The organism is Pedobacter sp. KACC 23697, from assembly GCF_045348445.1.
Lineage (GTDB): Bacteria > Bacteroidota > Bacteroidia > Sphingobacteriales > Sphingobacteriaceae > Pedobacter.
Genome location: NZ_CP157485.1, coordinates 1,265,953 through 1,286,452, shown reverse-complemented (window position 1 = coordinate 1,286,452; position 20,500 = coordinate 1,265,953). Strand labels below are relative to the sequence as shown.

The window sequence follows — 20,500 nt, the reverse complement described above, 5'->3', positions numbered from 1 at the left end:
ATGACACTTGTAAAGGAGATAACTTTAATTAAACTAATCTTTTATTATCAGGACACCGTTATAGATCCATTCCCTGATCTTATATAAAATAATATCATCGAAATTATCAAAGAAGTCATTTGTTTCCTGATCATCAAATGTTTTAAACAGAAATTCAACCATTAATTTTCCTTCAGGTGTTTCCATATAGGTTTTGGTTGCTGCAATAGCTTCTCTCACAGGTTTGGGATGATCAAACTGGTGCAATAGGATCACCTTATCCTCAGACTGCAGAAATTCTTTTATTTCAAGCTTACCCGCCAGCTGGATAATATATTCGAATTTTCCCGTAGACAGGCCAAAATTAAGCATGTGCTCTTTTTTCATTCTTTGCGGATTACTATCGAAACGCCAGCTCCATTCCGTATTCAGAATTTTGATTTTATCTGAAATAACCAGTACTTGATTCATTAACCATTCTTTTGGTTCTTTAAAATATCTCAATGCATGTTCATGATGTAGAAAATCTTCGATGTACATTTTAAAGCAAGAATCTTTGTTTTGTTCAAAAAAATCTATTCTTTGAGTTTCGAGTTTAAAAATATCTGATAAAAGTGCTTTTGTAAGCGCTTCCATTTCTAACTGATGGATAGATTTCATAAAATCTTTAAAACTTTTGAGCTCACCGGTCAAATCTTCCTGCCCCAAAGCTTCCAGATATTCAAAAAATACCATTGGCTCCGTTGTTTCCAGTAAAGAGATTGTTCTTGGATAATATTTTTGCAGAATATTTCTTCTTAAATCAGAAAATTCCAGGGTAAAATCAACTTTCAGATCATGACCATAAAATGGCCTCAATATATTTTCTGATCCGGCTGTGTCATCAACTGCTTTTAAGAGAAAATATACTGCTCCCAAATTTCCATTTAAAAGGCCTCCTTTAAGCTGAATTTCGAAAGGTTTAGATGATAATTTGTTTGTTAGTTCATTTATAATTTCTTCTTTTAAATCCGGGTTAATAGCATTAATTTCCTGTAAAAAATATATACCCAACCCCGCAAGGCCATCTTTAAGGTAATCAGATTTAACATTTCCCAGCAACACAGCCTTTCTTAACTTCTCCTTAATTAAGGTGCTGTATTCAAATGTTTCATCAAAAAAGGAAAATAAGATACCTATGGTACCATTTGCCCACGAACAATCATCTTTTGGTAAAAACAAATCCGGATCATCATTTAAATAAGAAGCTTTATATTGGGTAAGTGTTTTTTCATCTAAAATATCCTTTCTAAAATCAGCCCAGTTCCCGATTTCTTCCGTCCAGCAGAAGTTGATAAATTCATCAATCCGATCAATAACGGATTTAAGTATTGGCAGTTTCGTGTGCTGGTTGAGATGATGAAGAACATAACGTATTCCAGCTGCTCCGTAAGCAAATCCACATGATGGATTAAGGTTAATTTCTTCTTCACTACTCCAAAAAGCTCCATGAACAGAAAATTTCATATTGGATAGTATCCTGAAGAGAAATTGATTGATATAATCTAAAAGAAATGCAGACTGTGTTACCCGGTATAACTCGCAAATCAACAGTAAAGTACCGGCCCTTCCATCGTATAAATAGTCAGAGGTATATTCAGAATTTAAAAATTCATTTTTGGCAGGAACAATCAGGTTTAATGCATCATTTAAAAAACTTTTATTTTCATCGATCTGGTAACGCTGTATCAGAATATAGATTACGCTCCCACGTCCGGTATACAACGAATAATTATGGGTTGAATGATTGTTGCAGTATTTTAGAAGATCTGCTATATATTGATCGATAACGATTAGATATTGTGCATTTTTAGTCTTTTTGTAGTATTCTATCAGAAATAAAATCACCCCGCTTGTACCCGAATCCAGGTTTTCACGATTTTCCCATTTCAACGTATTCTCAAATCTGAAGCCGGAAAGCTCAACGTTAATTGCTGTCTGATTTAGATAATGTTCAGCAAGATGGCTGGCATATTGATCAACCAATTCAAATGTATGTCTAGTTTTCTCTAAAATATTCATCCCGATGATTTAAATTTGATTTGTTCTGATAAGGTTGTTAATGTTATAATAAACTTCCGGATAGTCTGCCTGTAACCGATATTCAAGTGCATCTACAATATGTTTGTCATGCTTTAGGGCACCACAGGTATGAATGTATTTTATCTTATCTGGAACTCCGGTAAAATCTGCAATGGCATTCCAGAAAAAAACAAATTCTTCAAAAAAATAATTGATGGTTTCTCCTTGTTCCTCGGCTAATGCGTGAAAAAAAAACTGCTCAAAAACAGTATTCGATAACCTGACATCGATTTTATTCAGGTGCTTAATATTCCGATTTACAAATTCAAATACTTTTTCCGTGTATCCTTTAAAAAATTCGTGGTTCTGTCCGCCTATAATGCCAGCATTAACGGAAATGATGTTACCATACTTGTTGATGGATTTATCCAATACCTCAGGATAAAAATCGAAGCAAGAAGCCATCTCCATAAATATCCCGGTGTAAAAGTCACTGTGGAACTTCCCATGTTCTTTATGCTGGCATACCAATGATGATTTTTCCAGTTGTTCGCTAAATTTGTCCCATATATAAATATCTGCATCAACATGGATAAAGGGTTCATCCTGCATTCCATAGGCATATACCTTCCCTAACGCAAATAAATCCGGATGATAATCGTTTAAATCATCAAGCACTACTTTTACATCAGTATAAGGCAATTTCATTCTATTAATCAGCAGGTCGTATCCATCCTTATCGGTAACCAGCTCAACTTTTTCATAAAACTTTTTGAACTGTAATGCACTCAATGCCCAGCTGTAATAGTTATATTTCTTATCAAGCCAACCGCATTTGTTCATGTCTGAAAATTTAGTGGCCTCATTTTTCTGCCCTGGCTTAGACCATAAACTTTGAACTATTTTCATATTTATAATGAATAATGATATGTTTTACTCCGAATTTTGAATGCTAATTTTTAAGTTCACTTAAATCGGGTTTCGGTAATAGAGATATGCGTTCTTATATTACATTTCAATCTTGATCAGATTTCCCTTGTTTTCTTTCTGCTTTTGTTGATCAAGAATGAAAACGATGCGTTCGGCAATGTGCTCTATAGTTGGCTCCTGAAATATGCTTTGTATATTAAAATGAACTAAGAATGTGTTGTTTATTCTTGAAATAAGCTGAACGGCCTTCAAGCTATGCCCCCCAAGATCGAAGAAACTGTCCCTAACACCGATGTGCTCCCGCCCCAGAACCTCTTCCCAGATCCCCACCAGCTGTGCCTCCGTTAAAGTACGCGGGGAAACGTATCCGTTACCCGCCCCCAGCTCACCTTCCGAAGGCAGCGGCAGCGATAGCTTGTCGATCTTGCCGTTGCTGGTCAGCGGAAGAGATTCCAGCTGTACATAATACGCCGGAACCTGGTGCGAGGGAAGCAATCCGCTCAGGTAGCTGCGAAGTTCCGGAACCTCAAAATTCCGGGTACCGCTAACATAGGCCACCAGTTCCTTTTCTGAAGTCCGTACCGTACGTGCCACAACAACCGCAGACAACACCCCTTCATAACCCTCCAGTGCCGCTGAGATCTCACCAGGCTCGATCCGGAAACCACGGATCTTTACCTGGTCGTCCTTCCGGCCAAGATACTCCAGCTCCCCATCTGCACGCCAGCGGCCCAGATCACCAGTCAGGTAGATCCGCTCACCTTCAAAAAAGGGATGGGCAACAAAACGTTCCGAGCTGAGCGCAGCATTGTTCAGGTAGCCACGCGAAAGACCCGCACCTCCGATACAGATCTCTCCCCTAACCCCCACAGGCTGCAGCTGGCCATGATCACCAAGGATGTAAACCTGAGTGCCCGTAATAGGACGCCCGATCAGTATCTCTTCATCCGAGCTGATCCGGTAAACCGTACTGTAGGTGGTATCCTCGGTAGGACCATAAAGGTTCCTGATCTCTGTACCCCGGTAATCCAGGCGGGAGAGATAACTTAAGGGAACGGGTTCCCCAGCCATATTCAGTACCGTAACCCTGCTCAGGTCAACCCCTTCGTTCAGCAGGCTGCCTACAACGCTCGGTACCGTATTCAATAAAATATGATCTTCCCCCGTAACATATTCCGCAATCGAAAGACCATCACGAAGTAAGCGAAGACGCTTGCCGCTGACAAGGGTATACAGGATCTCAAAAACAGACAGGTCGAAACAGATAGAGGTAGCCCCGAAAACAACATCGTACGAGGAACCCGAAAACTCTTCCCCGCACCAGTGCATAAAGGCACTCACATTCCCGTGTTCGATCATCACGCCCTTAGGCCTGCCCGTTGAGCCAGAAGTGTAGATCACATAGGCCAGGTCTGATGGACTGTTCAGTATTTCCGGCGATTCGGTACTGTAAACGTCCGAAACTGAAATGAACCGCTCAAGCTCATCAGCATCCAGCACCAGCCTGCAGTTGCTGTCGCTGACCATGTAGGCAATCCGGTCACCGGGATAAGCAGGATCAAGCGGAACATAGGCACCCGCTGATTTCAGGATCCCCAAAAGGCCGATCACAAGCCATTCGCTCCGCTCAAGCTTCAGACCCACCAGCTCCCCGGGACCTATCCCGTGCACTGCACGCAGATAGTGCCCCAGACGGTTAGACCAGCCATGAAGTTCAGCATAGCTCAGCTCCACACCGGAAAACTGTAATGCAACAGCATCAGGGGTCAACAATGCCTGAGAGGATAAAAGTTCAACTACCGTACCGCCTGGTGCACGCTCAGCAAAGGAAGGATTAAAACCGAAAATCAACCGCTCACGCTCCGGAGCACTCAGGTAGTCCAGTAAACCCAGAGGTGCACCCTCATCGCCGACCATTGCCCCCAGCAGCCGCTCAAAATGGTCCGCCAGTTGTACAATGCCGGCCCTGCTATAGATATCCGTATTATATTCAATCGATAACCTGAGGTGATCCCCCTGGTCTAAAAAGCTAAAAGTCAGGTCAAACTTGCTCTGTCTTGCCCGCTCTCCGGGGTAATCCCGCAGAACAGCACCGCCCAGAGCCAGTCCGGAAACACGGCTTTCCTGTTCTTCAAGAAGCACCATCACATCAAAAAGAGCACTCCGGCCCAGGTCCAAAGGCAGTTCCAGTGCATCAACCAGAGCATCAAAGGGGTAAGACTGGTGAGGATAGGCATCCAGCACCTGCGTTTTAACATGATCCAGCAGCGCATCATAACCCCATGAACCGCTTGGACGAACTCTCAGTGCAAGCGTATTGACATAAAGCCCGATCTGGCCCTCAAAATCGCTATGCTCACGCCCTGCAACAGGGCTCCCGATGATCATGTCCTCCTGCCCGCTGTAACGGTGAAGTATGGCTGCCACAGAGGAGAGCAGCCCAACAAAAAGGCTCGCCCCGTGACCCGAGAGCAGCGCCTTGAAACTTCCAGTAAGCTCACTACCGATCAGATGATCCAATACTGAACCGTTATAAGTCTTTACCAACGGGCGTACCTTGTCCGATGGAAGGTCCAGCACAGGTAAAACCCCAGACAGCTGTTCCAGCCAGTAATCCCCCGAAGACCGCATCACCCCGCCGGAAGATAGCTCCAGCTGCTCCTGCTGCCAGACCGCATAATCCTTATACTGGATCTCCAGCGCAGGAAGCGTATCTATGCCTCCCTCGTTGTAAAACATCAGCAGCTCCCTCACCAGCACATCCATAGACCAGCCATCGCTGATGATGTGGTGGATCGTAAAGGTCAGTATCCATTCCTCATCCTGCAAACGGATCAAACCACAGGTGAGCAAAGGACCCGAGGAAAGATCGAACCGGAACAACGAAGATTCCCTGACCAGCGCTGAAGCCTTTCCATCCTGGTCTTCCTCACCCCGGAGGTCATGATGGGACATCACGAAAGAAACAGCATCAGGGGAAAGGATTTCCTGGAAGGGAATACCTGATTCATCAACGATAAATACAGTCCTCAGACTCTCGTGCCTTTTGATCAGCAAACCGAAGGAATGTTCCAGAACAGCAGGGTCCAGCACCCCTTCGACAACAAATACACCGGGGATGTTGTAGGCCGTAAGGCCTGGTTCCATCTGGCCAAGCACCCACATCCGGCGCTGGGAAGAGGAAAGCGGGTAACGGGAACGGTAACCCGCAGGCGGGATGCCCAGGTAGCCCGAACTTGCCGAACCATCTATCAATGAGGCCATAGATTCCAGCAGAGGCCTTGAAAATATATCTTTTAAGGCTATCCGAACACAGAAAACCTTATGAACACGGCCGATCAAACGCACGGCCTTCAAGCTATGCCCCCCAAGATCGAAGAAACTGTCCCTAACACCGATGTGCTCCCGCCCCAGGACCTCTTCCCAGATCCCCACCAGCTGTGCCTCCGTTAAAGTACGCGGGGAAACGTATCCGTTACCCGACCCCAGCTCACCTTCCGAAGGCAGCGGCAGCGATAGCTTGTCGATCTTGCCGTTGCTGGTCAGCGGAAGAGATTCCAGCTGTACATAGTACGCCGGAACCTGGTGCGAGGGAAGCAATCCGCTCAGGTAGCTGCGAAGTTCAGGAACCTCAAAAATCCGGGTACCGCTAACATAGGCCACCAGTTCCTTTTCTGAAGTCCGTACCGTACGTGCCACAACAACCGCAGACAGCACCCCTTCATAACCCTCCAGTGCCGCTGAGATCTCACCAGGCTCGATCCGGAAACCACGGATCTTTACCTGGTCGTCCTTCCGGCCAAGGTACTCCAGCTCCCCATCTGCACGCCAGCGGCCCAGATCACCAGTCAGGTAGATCCGCTCATTCTCAAAAAAGGGATGGGCAACAAAACGTTCCGAGCTGAGCGCAGCATTGTTCAGGTAGCCCCGCGAAAGACCCGCACCTCCGATACAGATCTCTCCCCTAACCCCAACAGGCTGCAGCTGGCCATGATCACCAAGGATGTAAACCTGAGTGCCCGTAATGGGACGCCCGATCAGTATCTCTTCATCCGAGCTGATCCGGTAAACCGTACTGTAGGTGGTATCCTCGGTAGGACCATAAAGGTTCCTGATCTCTGTACCCCGGTAATCCAGGCGGGAGAGATAACTTAAGGGAACGGGTTCCCCAGCCATATTCAGTACCGTAACCCTGCTCAGGTCAACCCCTTCGTTCAGCAGGCTGCCTACAACGCTCGGTACCGTATTCAATAAAATATGATCTTCCCCCGTAACATATTCCGCAATCGAAAGACCATCACGAAGTAAGCGAAGACGCTTGCCGCTGACAAGGGTATACAGGATCTCAAAAACAGACAGGTCGAAACAGATAGAGGTAGCCCCGAAAACAACATCGTACGAGGAACCCGAAAACTCTTCCCCGCACCAGTGCATAAAGGCACTCACGTTCCCGTGTTCGATCATCACGCCCTTAGGCCTGCCCGTTGAGCCAGAAGTGTAGATCACATAGGCCAGGTCTGATGGACTGTTCAGTATTTCCGGCGATTCGGTACTGTAAACGTCCGAAACCGAAATGAACCGCTCAAGCTCATCAGCATCCAGCACCAGCCTGCAGTTGCTGTCGCTGACCATGTAGGCAATCCGGTCACCGGGATAAGCAGGATCAAGCGGAACATAGGCACCCGCTGATTTCAGGATCCCCAAAAGGCCGATCACAAGCCATTCGCTCCGCTCAAGCTTCAGACCCACCAGCTCCCCGGGACCTATCCCGTGCACTGCACGCAGATAGTGCCCCAGACGGTTAGACCAGCCATGAAGTTCAGCATAGCTCAGCTCCACACCGGAAAACTGTAATGCAACAGCATCAGGGGTCAACAATGCCTGAGAGGATAAAAGTTCAACTACCGTACCGCCTGGTGCACGCTCAGCAAAGGAAGGATTAAAACCGAAAATCAACCGCTCACGCTCTGGAGCACTCAGGTAGTCCAGTAAACCCAGAGGTGCACCCTCATCGCCGACCATTGCCCCCAGCAGCCGCTCAAAATGGTCCGCCAGTTGTACAATGCCGGCCCTGCTATAGATATCCGTATTATATTCAATCGATAACCTGAGGTGATCCCCCTGGTCTAAAAAGCTAAAAGTCAGGTCAAACTTGCTCTGTCTTGCCCGCTCTCCGGGGTAATCCCGCAGAACAGCACCGCCCAGAGCCAGTCCGGAAACACGGCTTTCCTGTTCTTCAAGAAGCACCATCACATCAAAAAGAGCACTCCGGCCCAGGTCCAAAGGCAGTTCCAGTGCATCAACCAGAGCATCAAAGGGGTAAGACTGGTGAGGATAGGCATCCAGCACCTGCGTTTTAACATGATCCAGCAGCGCATCATAACCCCATGAACCGCTTGGACGAACTCTCAGTGCAAGCGTATTGACATAAAGCCCGATCTGGCCCTCAAAATCGCTATGCTCACGCCCTGCAACAGGGCTCCCGATGATCATGTCCTCCTGCCCGCTGTAACGGTGAAGTATGGCTGCCACAGAGGAGAGCAGCCCAACAAAAAGGCTCGCCCCGTGACCCGAGAGCAGCGCCTTGAAACTTCCAGTAAGCTCACTACCGATCAGATGATCCAATACTGAACCGTTATAAGTCTTTACCAACGGGCGTACCTTGTCCGATGGAAGGTCCAGCACAGGTAAAACCCCAGACAGCTGTTCCAGCCAGTAATCCCCCGAAGACCGCATCACCCCGCCGGAAGATAGCTCCAGCTGCTCCTGCTGCCAGACCGCATAATCCTTATACTGGATCTCCAGCGCAGGAAGCGTATCTATGCCTCCCTCGTTGTAAAACATCAGCAGCTCCCTCACCAGCACATCCATAGACCAGCCATCGCTGATGATGTGGTGGATCGTAAAGGTCAGTATCCATTCCTCATCCTGCAAACGGATCAAACCACAGGTGAGCAAAGGACCCGAGGAAAGATCGAACCGGAACAACGAAGATTCCCTGACCAGCGCTGAAGCCTTTCCATCCTGGTCTTCCTCACCCCGGAGGTCATGATGGGACATCACGAAAGAAACAGCATCAGGGGAAAGGATTTCCTGGAAGGGAATACCTGATTCATCAACGATAAATACAGTCCTCAGACTCTCGTGCCTTTTGATCAGCAAACCGAAGGAATGTTCCAGAACAGCAGGGTCCAGCACCCCTTCGACAACAAATACACCGGGGATGTTGTAGGCCGTAAGGCCTGGTTCCATCTGGCCAAGCACCCACATCCGGCGCTGGGAAGAGGAAAGCGGGTAACGGGAACGGTAACCCGCAGGCGGGATGCCCAGGTAGCCCGAACTTGCCGAACCATCTATCAATGAGGCCATAGATTCCAGCAGAGGCCTTGAAAATATATCTTTTAAGGCTATCCGAACACCGAAAACCTTATGAACACGGCCGATCAAACGCACGGCCTTCAAGCTATGCCCCCCAAGATCGAAGAAACTGTCCCTAACACCGATGTGCTCCCGCCCCAGGACCTCTTCCCAGATCCCCACCAGCTGTGCCTCCGTTAAAGTACGCGGGGAAACGTATCCGTTACCCGACCCCAGCTCACCTTCCGAAGGCAGCGGCAGCGATAGCTTGTCGATCTTGCCGTTGCTGGTCAGCGGAAGAGATTCCAGCTGTACATAATACGCCGGAACCTGGTGCGAGGGAAGCAATCCGTTCAGGTAGCTGCGAAGTTCAGGAACCTCAAAATTCCGGGTACCACTAACATAGGCCACCAGTTCCTTTTCTGAAGTCCGTACCGTACGTGCCACAACAACTGCAGACAGCACCCCTTCATAACCCTCCAGTGCCGCTGAGATCTCACCAGGCTCGATCCGGAAACCACGGATCTTCACCTGGTCGTCCTTCCGGCCAAGGTACTCCAGCTCCCCATCTCCACGCCAGCGCCCCAGATCACCAGTCAGGTAGATCCGTTCACCCTCAAAAAAGGGATGGGCAACAAAACGTTCCGAGCTGAGCGCAGCATTGTTCAGGTAACCCCGCGAAAGACCCGCACCTCCGATACAGATCTCTCCCCTAACCCCCACAGGCTGCAGCTGGCCATGATCACCAAGGATGTAAACCTGAGTGCCCGTAATGGGACGCCCGATCAAGATCGGTTTATTTTGTTCTATTTTTTCTATTACACAACCAACAGTTGCTTCGGTTGGTCCGTATTCATTATATATTTCAATTTCAGGATTTATTTTCTTTAAAATATTAATATGCTTTTGTGTTAATTCTTCACCACCAACAATTGCACAGGTAATACTGGCAGACGATATATTTAAATATTCAAGTATCGTGATATGAGCTGGCGTAATTTTGATACAATCTATGCTACATTCTTTGAAACTATGCAATAGTATCGCTATCACATCGTCTTGCTGGCTATATATAAATATTTTTTTACCTAAAGTTAGCGGACAAAAAATGCTTGTTACGGTTAAATCGAATGATAGAGAAGTGTATAAACCAAAATTGCCTCTTGTTTTATCCTTAAAATAATAATTATCTGCCCATTTAATATAATTGAATAAATTCCCGTGTTCGATCATCACGCCCTTAGGCCTGCCCGTTGAGCCAGAAGTGTAGATCACATAGGCCAGGTCTGATGGACTGTTCAGTATTTCCGGCGATTCGGTACTGTAAACGTCCGAAACTGAAATGAACCGCTCAAGCTCATCAGCATCCAGCACCAGCCTGCAGTTGCTGTCGCTGACCATGTAGGCAATCCGGTCACCGGGATAAGCAGGATCAAGCGGAACATAGGCACCCGCTGATTTCAGGATCCCCAAAAGGCCGATCACAAGCCATTCGCTCCGCTCAAGCTTCAGACCCACCAGCTCCCCGGGACCTATCCCGTGCACTGCACGCAGATAGTGCCCCAGACGGTTAGACCAGCCATGAAGTTCAGCATAGCTCAGCTCCACACCGGAAAACTGTAATGCAACAGCATCAGGGGTCAACAATGCCTGAGAGGATAAAAGTTCAACTACCGTACCGCCTGGTGCACGCTCAGCAAAGGAAGGATTAAAACCGAAAATCAACCGCTCACGCTCCGGAGCACTCAGGTAGTCCAGTAAACCCAGAGGTGCACCCTCATCGCCGACCATTGCCCCCAGCAGCCGCTCAAAATGGTCCGCCAGTTGTACAATGCCGGCCCTGCTATAGATATCCGTATTATATTCAATCGATAACCTGAGGTGATCCCCCTGGTCTAAAAAGCTAAAAGTCAGGTCAAACTTGCTCTGTCTTGCCCGCTCTCCGGGGTAATCCCGCAGAACAGCACCGCCCAGAGCCAGTCCGGAAACACGGCTTTCCTGTTCTTCAAGAAGCACCATCACATCAAAAAGAGCACTCCGGCCCAGGTCCAAAGGCAGTTCCAGTGCATCAACCAGAGCATCAAAGGGGTAAGACTGGTGAGGATAGGCATCCAGCACCTGCGTTTTAACATGATCCAGCAGCGCATCATAACCCCATGAACCGCTTGGACGAACTCTCAGTGCAAGCGTATTGACATAAAGCCCGATCTGGCCCTCAAAATCGCTATGCTCACGCCCTGCAACAGGGCTCCCGATGATCATGTCCTCCTGCCCGCTGTAACGGTGAAGTATGGCTGCCACAGAGGAGAGCAGCCCAACAAAAAGGCTCGCCCCGTGACCCGAGAGCAGCGCCTTGAAACTTCCAGTAAGCTCACTACCGATCAGATGATCCAATACTGAACCGTTATAAGTCTTTACCAACGGGCGTACCTTGTCCGATGGAAGGTCCAGCACAGGTAAAACCCCAGACAGCTGTTCCAGCCAGTAATCCCCCGAAGACCGCATCACCCCGCCGGAAGATAGCTCCAGCTGCTCCTGCTGCCAGACCGCATAATCCTTATACTGGATCTCCAGCGCAGGAAGCGTATCTATGCCTCCCTCGTTGTAAAACATCAGCAGCTCCCTCACCAGCACATCCATAGACCAGCCATCGCTGATGATGTGGTGGATCGTAAAGGTCAGTATCCATTCCTCATCCTGCAAACGGATCAAACCACAGGTGAGCAAAGGACCCGAGGAAAGATCGAACCGGAACAACGAAGATTCCCTGACCAGCGCTGAAGCCTTTCCATCCTGGTCTTCCTCACCCCGGAGGTCATGATGGGACATCACGAAAGAAACAGCATCAGGGGAAAGGATTTCCTGGAAGGGAATACCTGATTCATCAACGATAAATACAGTCCTCAGACTCTCGTGCCTTTTGATCAGCAAACCGAAGGAATGTTCCAGAACAGCAGGGTCCAGCACCCCTTCGACAACAAATACACCGGGGATGTTGTAGGCCGTAAGGCCTGGTTCCATCTGGCCAAGCACCCACATCCGGCGCTGGGAAGAGGAAAGCGGGTAACGGGAACGGTAACCCGCAGGCGGGATGCCCAGGTAGCCCGAACTTGCCGAACCATCTATCAATGAGGCCATAGATTCCAGCAGAGGCCTTGAAAATATATCTTTTAAGGCTATCCGAACACAGAAAACCTTATGAACACGGCCGATCAAACGCACGGCCTTCAAGCTATGCCCCCCAAGATCGAAGAAACTGTCCCTAACACCGATGTGCTCCCGCCCCAGGACCTCTTCCCAGATCCCCACCAGCTGTGCCTCCGTTAAAGTACGCGGGGAAACGTATCCGTTACCCGACCCCAGCTCACCTTCCGAAGGCAGCGGCAGCGATAGCTTGTCGATCTTGCCGTTGCTGGTCAGCGGAAGAGATTCCAGCTGTACATAGTACGCCGGAACCTGGTGCGAGGGAAGCAATCCGCTCAGGTAGCTGCGAAGTTCAGGAACCTCAAAAATCCGGGTACCGCTAACATAGGCCACCAGTTCCTTTTCTGAAGTCCGTACCGTACGTGCCACAACAACCGCAGACAGCACCCCTTCATAACCCTCCAGTGCCGCTGAGATCTCACCAGGCTCGATCCGGAAACCACGGATCTTTACCTGGTCGTCCTTCCGGCCAAGGTACTCCAGCTCCCCATCTGCACGCCAGCGGCCCAGATCACCAGTCAGGTAGATCCGCTCATTCTCAAAAAAGGGATGGGCAACAAAACGTTCCGAGCTGAGCGCAGCATTGTTCAGGTAGCCCCGCGAAAGACCCGCACCTCCGATACAGATCTCTCCCCTAACCCCAACAGGCTGCAGCTGGCCATGATCACCAAGGATGTAAACCTGAGTGCCCGTAATGGGACGCCCGATCAGTATCTCTTCATCCGAGCTGATCCGGTAAACCGTACTGTAGGTGGTATCCTCGGTAGGACCATAAAGGTTCCTGATCTCTGTACCCCGGTAATCCAGGCGGGAGAGATAACTTAAGGGAACGGGTTCCCCAGCCATATTCAGTACCGTAACCCTGCTCAGGTCAACCCCTTCGTTCAGCAGGCTGCCTACAACGCTCGGTACCGTATTCAATAAAATATGATCTTCCCCCGTAACATATTCCGCAATCGAAAGACCATCACGAAGTAAGCGAAGACGCTTGCCGCTGACAAGGGTATACAGGATCTCAAAAACAGACAGGTCGAAACAGATAGAGGTAGCCCCGAAAACAACATCGTACGAGGAACCCGAAAACTCTTCCCCGCACCAGTGCATAAAGGCACTCACGTTCCCGTGTTCGATCATCACGCCCTTAGGCCTGCCCGTTGAGCCAGAAGTGTAGATCACATAGGCCAGGTCTGATGGACTGTTCAGTATTTCCGGCGATTCGGTACTGTAAACGTCCGAAACCGAAATGAACCGCTCAAGCTCATCAGCATCCAGCACCAGCCTGCAGTTGCTGTCGCTGACCATGTAGGCAATCCGGTCACCGGGATAAGCAGGATCAAGCGGAACATAGGCACCCGCTGATTTCAGGATCCCCAAAAGGCCGATCACAAGCCATTCGCTCCGCTCAAGCTTCAGACCAACCAGCTCCCCGGGGCCTATCCCGTGCACTGCACGCAGATAGTGCCCCAGACGGTTAGACCAGCCATGAAGTTCAGCATAGCTCAGCTCCACACCGGAAAACTGTAATGCAACAGCATCAGGGGTCAACAATGCCTGAGAGGATAAAAGTTCAACTACCGTACCGCCTGGTGCACGCTCAGCAAAGGAAGGATTAAAGCCGAAAATCAACCGCTCACGCTCTGAAGCACTCAGGTAAGGTAATTCTGAAATAAGTAAAGTTGATGCATTACAGCAAAAATTTAAGAGATTATTGAAATGTATAATCAGTCCGTTGATTACATTCGCATGAAAGACATCTTCTTTATAATCAACTGATAAAATCAAGTCTTCAGTATCGGAATATTCCAAAAGGTGAAAAACAAGATCTTCCTGCTGCTCCCCATTATTCATGAATGTAATGGTTGATTCAAATGGATCTGTATGATTTACATAATCATTTTTCTGATAAGAAAAATATACATGATAAGCATTACCGGATTTATCAAGATCTTTTAAAATATCAATCAGTGGATAACGTTGATGTTTATAGCATTCTTTTAGCTCATTTTTAACTTGGTGAACCACCTCAAGGAATGTAGACTTATAATTAATTTCGATAGAAAATGGTAGAACATTAACGAATGTTCCAAGCGTATTTTTAAATTTTTTTGATCTTCTGTTAAAAACGGGAATACCAATTACCGGGGTTTCATTACTATAACATTTATTCAGAATAAAAAGAACTGCAACAAAATAATGGAATACAGTGCAATTTTCTTCTTTGCAAAAATCATTTATCCTGTTGTATAGGCTTCTTGGAATGATCAGGTCATTTCGTTTAGCATTTAAAGAATCTTTACTACTGGTTATTTGGCAGGAGTTAAAAGCTTTTTCGAAAGAAATTGACTTTAACCGATTTTTCCAAAAGTCACGATCCTTTAAATACTCATCTGATAATTTGTAGGATTTTTCATCCTTTATATATTCAGCGTATAAGTATAATTCCTGCTGACCTGCTGGCTGATTAGTGCTGATACCCGCCTTATAAATGTTTAGTACATGATTGAAGAATAAGGCCATTGAAAATCCATCAAAAATTAGATGATGAACCTTTACATACCAGAAAAATCTATTCTCTGCCGATTTAAGCACCCTCACTTTCAACATATTCCTGGCAGGATCAAAGGCAACACCCATATCTTTATTCATCCAATCCACACAACACCCATCAGCATCATCCTGATCAGAAAAATCCGTTATTGCAATATCTAAATCATTAAATTTGGGATTATGGTCATAAGGCTGATCATTAAAAGCAGAATACCCGATCTTTACAGCGTCAACCTTCGATAATACCTCTTTAATTGCTTCAACTAAATTACATGCATTAACGTTTCCGGTTAATAAAGCATAACCACCCACATTATAAAGAGTGGAATGTTTATAAATACTTTGTGTTAACCAAATTGTTTCCTGTATTGCCGATATCTGTTTCATAAAATTAAAATTATGCTGCCGTATTAGCGTATACAACCTATCAGTTGTTTCTCCTGTATAACCAGAAGTGAGAATTAAAGGAATGTAATGTTATTGATATCCGAATTGGTAGGTAAGGAATTATTTTATGATCTGGTCATAATTATTCACCAAAATCTATGTACTCTAAAGGAATGGATAGCAACTATATATTATATATACTACCGTATATAACATTTAACATGATTTTATATACAGATTATAAGAATAAATTTTTAAGATAAAATACGGTAAATTATATAGCTATCGCTAAGGTAAATACATCTACCAGGAAAAGAGATATTAATAAAAATACTATTACATAGTAAGTATACTCAAATGTAATAATTATTATATAGAGTTCAAATTAATTTTATGTCAATAAATCAACATCATTAGACTCTAACCACTAAATTATGGCCTACTTTTGATAATTTAAATACTTATTCAAGTAACGGTTTAGATACAATTTTAAATCAGCCATTATATTATTCGGGATAGCCACTTTAGGCGAGAAGTGAATGCCTTGAAATGCATTAATATTTCATATTTAATTAAGCGGATAACATATCTCTGGAGAGACTTACCAAAATGCACCTGTTTAATAAATCAATCCTAATCAAAACTTTGTTTTTGCCACGGTGATTTACAATTTCACACCCCAAACCACTAAACGCTCCGTTGGGGATAATCATTTTTTTACCTAATGGAAAAAGCTCATTCGAAACCTCAAAATTATTGGCATCACTGATGGCTAATTCAATATTTTCGATGACGCAATCCCTCACAGATGCAAGTTTCTTACCGATTTTAACATAACTTACGAATCCACGTGCTTTTGAGGAACTAAAAAACTGGATATGGTTTTTCAATTTCACAAATACATAAGATGGAAATAATGGAGAAGTAATTATCTTTATTCTGTCCTGCCATTTTCTCTTTTCATTTATTACAGGCAGATAAGTTTCAATTCCCATGTGTTCCAGATCAGTAAATAATTTCTTTTCTTGTCTTGGCTTTGTATAAATGATGTACCATCCTATTTCAAATGAGCTCATAGAATTATTAGATTAAATATTGCAGATCTTAAGGCTATATTTTATTTATTCAAACAGCAAAAAGAATTCTAAAAATGCATGATCAATATCAATTAACGATATCTAAAACTAAAGATATAGGCTATAAAATTGACAAAGAAATTTAAGTGTCAACAGCCAAAAAATAAGATTGAACCGTAAGATTTTATGCGCGAACGACATATTTTTAAGGATTTTAATTTGATAAATAGAAATACTATACATACCTTGTCATAAGTCACTATTTGTATTATTAATTAATAACCATAATAACATAGAATGTTTACAAGTATTGTCGTGGATGATGATTTTTCTTCATTAGAAATCATTTCTGAATACATCAGCACCCAACCCAACATCAAACTCATTAACACGTTTAGCGACTCCGTACGCGCATTAGCAACCATTGAAAAATTAACCTTACCTGTAGATGTACTTTTTATAGATATCGAAATGCCAGAATTAAATGGCATTGAACTGGCTAAGCTGATCAAACACAAAGTGAAGAAGCTGATTTTTACCACTGCACACACTAAATATGCCTTTGATTCTTACGAACTAAAGGCTGACGCATATTTATTAAAACCTTTTTCGATCAAAAAATTTTTACAAACCTTAAATACCGTTTTATATGAAAACAAGGAACATCCTTCCCAGAATATTAACATGCACTTTATACTTTTAAAAAGCAGGGATCAAAAAACAAAATTTATAAAAGTAAACCTAAAAGAAATTATCGCTGTAGAATCTCAAAATAAAGAAATCAAGATTTACACCTCTAGTGAAGTGATTTTCGTATGTAACTCTTTATCAGGCATGCTTAAATTACTTGAACATGATGATAATTTCATACAGATACATAAATCATTTATAATATCTCAAAATCACATTAAAGGAATCGAAAGAAAGTATGTTCTGCTTACCAATAATTTAAAGTTACCTATAGGCAGGGTGTATAAAGGCTTTTATGATAAAATTTTCATGTTAAATAAATAAATCCAAATGCATATACTGAATTTTTGGACGCTAAAATTAAGGTACTCTGAATTCAGTTCAGGTATGTAAAAATGTTGGTTTTTTTATGTTCAGGTTAGCTAAAATATATGTATGAGAATTATTTATCTCCCCAGCTTCTGTACATGATCCGTTTACAGGGAATTTCTGGCATTAGCTTTAGTCCACAATTAGCTTACACCTGTAACCAACTGATGCAACAATTACCTCAAACAATAAAAAACCGCCTTCAAATATACATAAGGGCGGTTTTGGGTCGGTAGCGGTGCGTAATTCGAAACCATTTTGTAGACGAATTGATTGAAATAGGGGGTTTTCGAAAATTTTGAAAGAATAAATCAATAAGCAAGCCTTAACCGTACAGTTTCGTTAGCATTTTATGTACTTTTAAGTATTTATTGCCAGCTAGGTTAAGAATTCCTTTAATTAATGTATTCACAAATAATACCTAAAATGATCATGATCGTCTAACATTTGATTTTTTTTAATAGAATCCTTAGGGGTTACCTGAAACATATTCAGCTTTACCCATAATTTGGGATTAAATCGAAAAAGTTGTATAATCTATCTTTTTTAAAACACCTAAAATATTGAATCAAACAAAATGACATGGAAGATTTCCAGGGCTTTTATTTCCTTACCTGAACGTAAACGGCTCAACATCACTAAAAACGACGAGTGCATCAAATGTATGACCTCTCCCAAATACCATTTGACTACCTACCCTATCAATATAATTAATCCTGGTCTGACTTGCTTTCAGATCATTATCTAAGCCTTATTATATATGTTTTATTTTGATTGAAATTGCAGTTTTTTCTAATTCCTAATAAAATCTGATAAGGGGTTGCCCTCGCAAGAGCAACCCATTATCTTAAAACTTTCAGCTGCCTGAAAGCATTCCCTAAGGAATTATTCCAGTGAAAAAGTTTCCCAGCCAGAAATAGTAGCCCGGTTGCACTTCATTGCTGATTGCCCGTTTTCTGAAGAAATGTATTTGCCATTATTTCCTTTGAGGGAAATTTTACCGTTAGCATTTACCACCCAGTCAAATTTTTCCCAATCGCTAATGCTCGTACGGTCGCAGGTAATTCCGGTTGCAGCGCCATTTTCTGACGATACATATTTATCCTTACTTTTCAACGCGATTTTCCCCCCACCTGCATCAACAATGGTAAAGGTTTCCCAGTCGGAGGCACCCGCACGGTTACATCTCATGGCTACTTCACCGTTTTCGCCCGATACAAACAGGTTGTTAGAACCTTTTAATTTAATTGCCTGACCAATTGGAGGTTCGGCCTGTATTTGCAGATTACCCAATTCCAGCCAACCGTTTTTAAAAGTTCCGGTTACGGCAAGTGCAATGCCGGGTTTGTTGGCGTTTGTTTTATCGATGATGGCCACCGCCCATTTATAACTTCCAACCGGTAGGTTAATTGCCGTTGTGGTAAAGTTGTAACTCATAGGGTTATCTTTTAACCATTTAGAAGGCTCTCCATTTTCATCAATAAAAAGTTTTTTAACCACACCAGCCGTATCCAGAATAGCAAAAGCTACTTTATACTTATAGTTCCACTGCGGAATGTTATTTGGACAGTAACCCCAGCCCATGTTTTTCCAGCGATGGCTCAGTGTAGCGGTGGCTCCATTGGCAATCTCATTGGGTAATGATACCTGATCAGGATAAAGGCGGTAGCCTCCTTCTGCATTGAAGCGCTGTACCAAAGGAAAACTGGTTTGAAACCAGGAAGCCACTTCGCCAACCCTAAAATCCATCATATTTACGGCAGCTTCTGCCGACCTGTCAAATTCAGCTTTTCTCACATCTTCAGGATGCCCTTCGCGATATTGTCCGCTTGAATCGATCCAATAGCGGTGTGTGCCGGTTACAATCCATCCCCCCTCCATAATAATCGGCCGCTTATGTTTCCAGGTGGCTGCAAAGTTTTTCTCCCAACTCTGGTAATAATCAGTCATGGCAAAAGCATCATGCCTCAGGCTATACCCTTGATTGATCGCTTTCACCAGTAACTGGTTGCTGTTAGGGTTTGCTGCGCCCCAGCTTGTTGGATGACCAATTAACCGGTGATAGTTGATCACCAGCGGCACTTTGGTGAAAGTCCTGTTATAAAGTGCCATGATCCAATCCAGTACCTCTTCCTTTATAGTTTCTGTTTGCGCAGCTGTTAATACCCCCGGAGCAGCATATACCGTATTATGCGCTTCTCCCCATTTGCCTAAACCATAGGCATCAATAAAAGAGGTGCGAACAGGATCATTAAAATCTTTGGCAAGTTCTTCGATGAATGTGGTATAATATTGCCTGAAAACCGGATCCTGGGGAAAAGGGGTTTTCTGCGCTGGTACTGCAGGGTTTGATAACCAATATTGAGCACCCGCGGTGAATACAAAGGCAGGAGTATTTTCCCCCTGGTCGCGCCCATCGACCACGATCCGGAATGCGATAGGCAAGCCTCTGGTTTTAACGCCGTTGATGAGTTTACCGATCTGTGAGTTGGGGTCTCTCCAGGCGTAAACACCGGGGCTTGGATTAAGTGATCGCCAGCTGGTGCGGATATAACAGGCTGAGGCGTAATCTATCGCCTTTACATTGGCACCCAGTTCGGGTACGAAAAACTGACTGTCCCAATACGTTTCGGTGGCATCACGTTTGCCATACATAACCCAACCGTTTAATGGATTCCGTAACACCGATGTGCTATTGTAAACGGGGTTAATCAGTACGTTATTGGCAATAACAGCCAATTTTTGTGGTCCCTTATCAAAGGTTTGTGAAAGATTTTCTTCCACCATTTTGGAACAGGAAAGCGAATGCAGCCCCAGAAGAGCAAGCAGCGTTACCTTTCCTGTCCAGCCGAAAATGAGTTTTTTCATAGTAATAAATATTAAATTTTAGATTAGAGGTT

At 44.6% G+C, this 20,500-nt stretch carries 6 protein-coding genes; 1 reads left to right on the top strand and 5 read right to left on the bottom strand.

Going from position 1 to position 20,500, the window contains the following annotated elements; genetic code table 11:
• Positions 1-33: 33 nt before the first annotated feature.
• The 4 genes from ABEG20_RS05145 to ABEG20_RS05130 all read right to left on the bottom strand — a co-directional run bounded on the left by ABEG20_RS05145 (position 34) and on the right by ABEG20_RS05130 (position 16,541).
• Positions 34-2,040 carry a lanthionine synthetase LanC family protein gene (locus tag ABEG20_RS05145; protein WP_406826314.1) on the bottom strand — a complete coding sequence of 669 codons (2,007 nt, stop codon included), beginning with the start codon at positions 2,038-2,040 and terminating at the stop codon, positions 34-36.
• Positions 2,041-2,049: 9 nt separating this feature from the next.
• Positions 2,050-2,949: a DUF6734 family protein gene (locus tag ABEG20_RS05140; protein ID WP_406826313.1), complete on the bottom strand. Its 900-nt coding sequence runs from the start codon at positions 2,947-2,949 to the stop codon at positions 2,050-2,052.
• A 99-nt stretch (positions 2,950-3,048) separates the two neighbouring features.
• Complete coding sequence (locus ABEG20_RS05135; protein WP_406826312.1) at positions 3,049-15,465, bottom strand: amino acid adenylation domain-containing protein; 12,417 nt, start codon at positions 15,463-15,465, stop codon at positions 3,049-3,051.
• 572 nt (positions 15,466-16,037) lie between these two features.
• Positions 16,038-16,541, bottom strand: coding sequence for a UpxY family transcription antiterminator (locus tag ABEG20_RS05130; RefSeq protein WP_406826311.1), 504 nt, complete (start codon positions 16,539-16,541; stop codon positions 16,038-16,040).
• 297 nt (positions 16,542-16,838) lie between these two features.
• On the opposite strand from ABEG20_RS05130, the gene ABEG20_RS05125 reads away from it, so the two are divergent.
• Positions 16,839-17,555, top strand: coding sequence for a LytR/AlgR family response regulator transcription factor (locus ABEG20_RS05125; protein WP_406826310.1), 717 nt, complete (start codon positions 16,839-16,841; stop codon positions 17,553-17,555).
• Between the two features lie 930 nt (positions 17,556-18,485).
• On the opposite strand, the gene ABEG20_RS05120 is transcribed toward ABEG20_RS05125, so the two are convergent.
• Positions 18,486-20,468 carry a DUF4832 domain-containing protein gene (locus ABEG20_RS05120; protein WP_406826309.1) on the bottom strand — a complete coding sequence of 661 codons (1,983 nt, stop codon included), beginning with the start codon at positions 20,466-20,468 and terminating at the stop codon, positions 18,486-18,488.
• Between the last annotated feature and the right edge of the window lie 32 nt (positions 20,469-20,500).

What these genes read in the sequence shown, in the direction of transcription:
- ABEG20_RS05145 (WP_406826314.1), bottom strand. Translation starts at nt 2,040, where the DNA reads ATGAATATTTTAGAGAAAACTAGACATACATTTGAATTGGTTGATCAA.
- ABEG20_RS05140 (WP_406826313.1), bottom strand. Translation starts at nt 2,949, where the DNA reads ATGAAAATAGTTCAAAGTTTATGGTCTAAGCCAGGGCAGAAAAATGAG.
- ABEG20_RS05135 (WP_406826312.1), bottom strand. Translation starts at nt 15,465, where the DNA reads ATGAAACAGATATCGGCAATACAGGAAACAATTTGGTTAACACAAAGT.
- ABEG20_RS05130 (WP_406826311.1), bottom strand. Translation starts at nt 16,541, where the DNA reads ATGAGCTCATTTGAAATAGGATGGTACATCATTTATACAAAGCCAAGA.
- ABEG20_RS05125 (WP_406826310.1), top strand. Translation starts at nt 16,839, where the DNA reads ATGTTTACAAGTATTGTCGTGGATGATGATTTTTCTTCATTAGAAATC.
- ABEG20_RS05120 (WP_406826309.1), bottom strand. Translation starts at nt 20,468, where the DNA reads ATGAAAAAACTCATTTTCGGCTGGACAGGAAAGGTAACGCTGCTTGCT.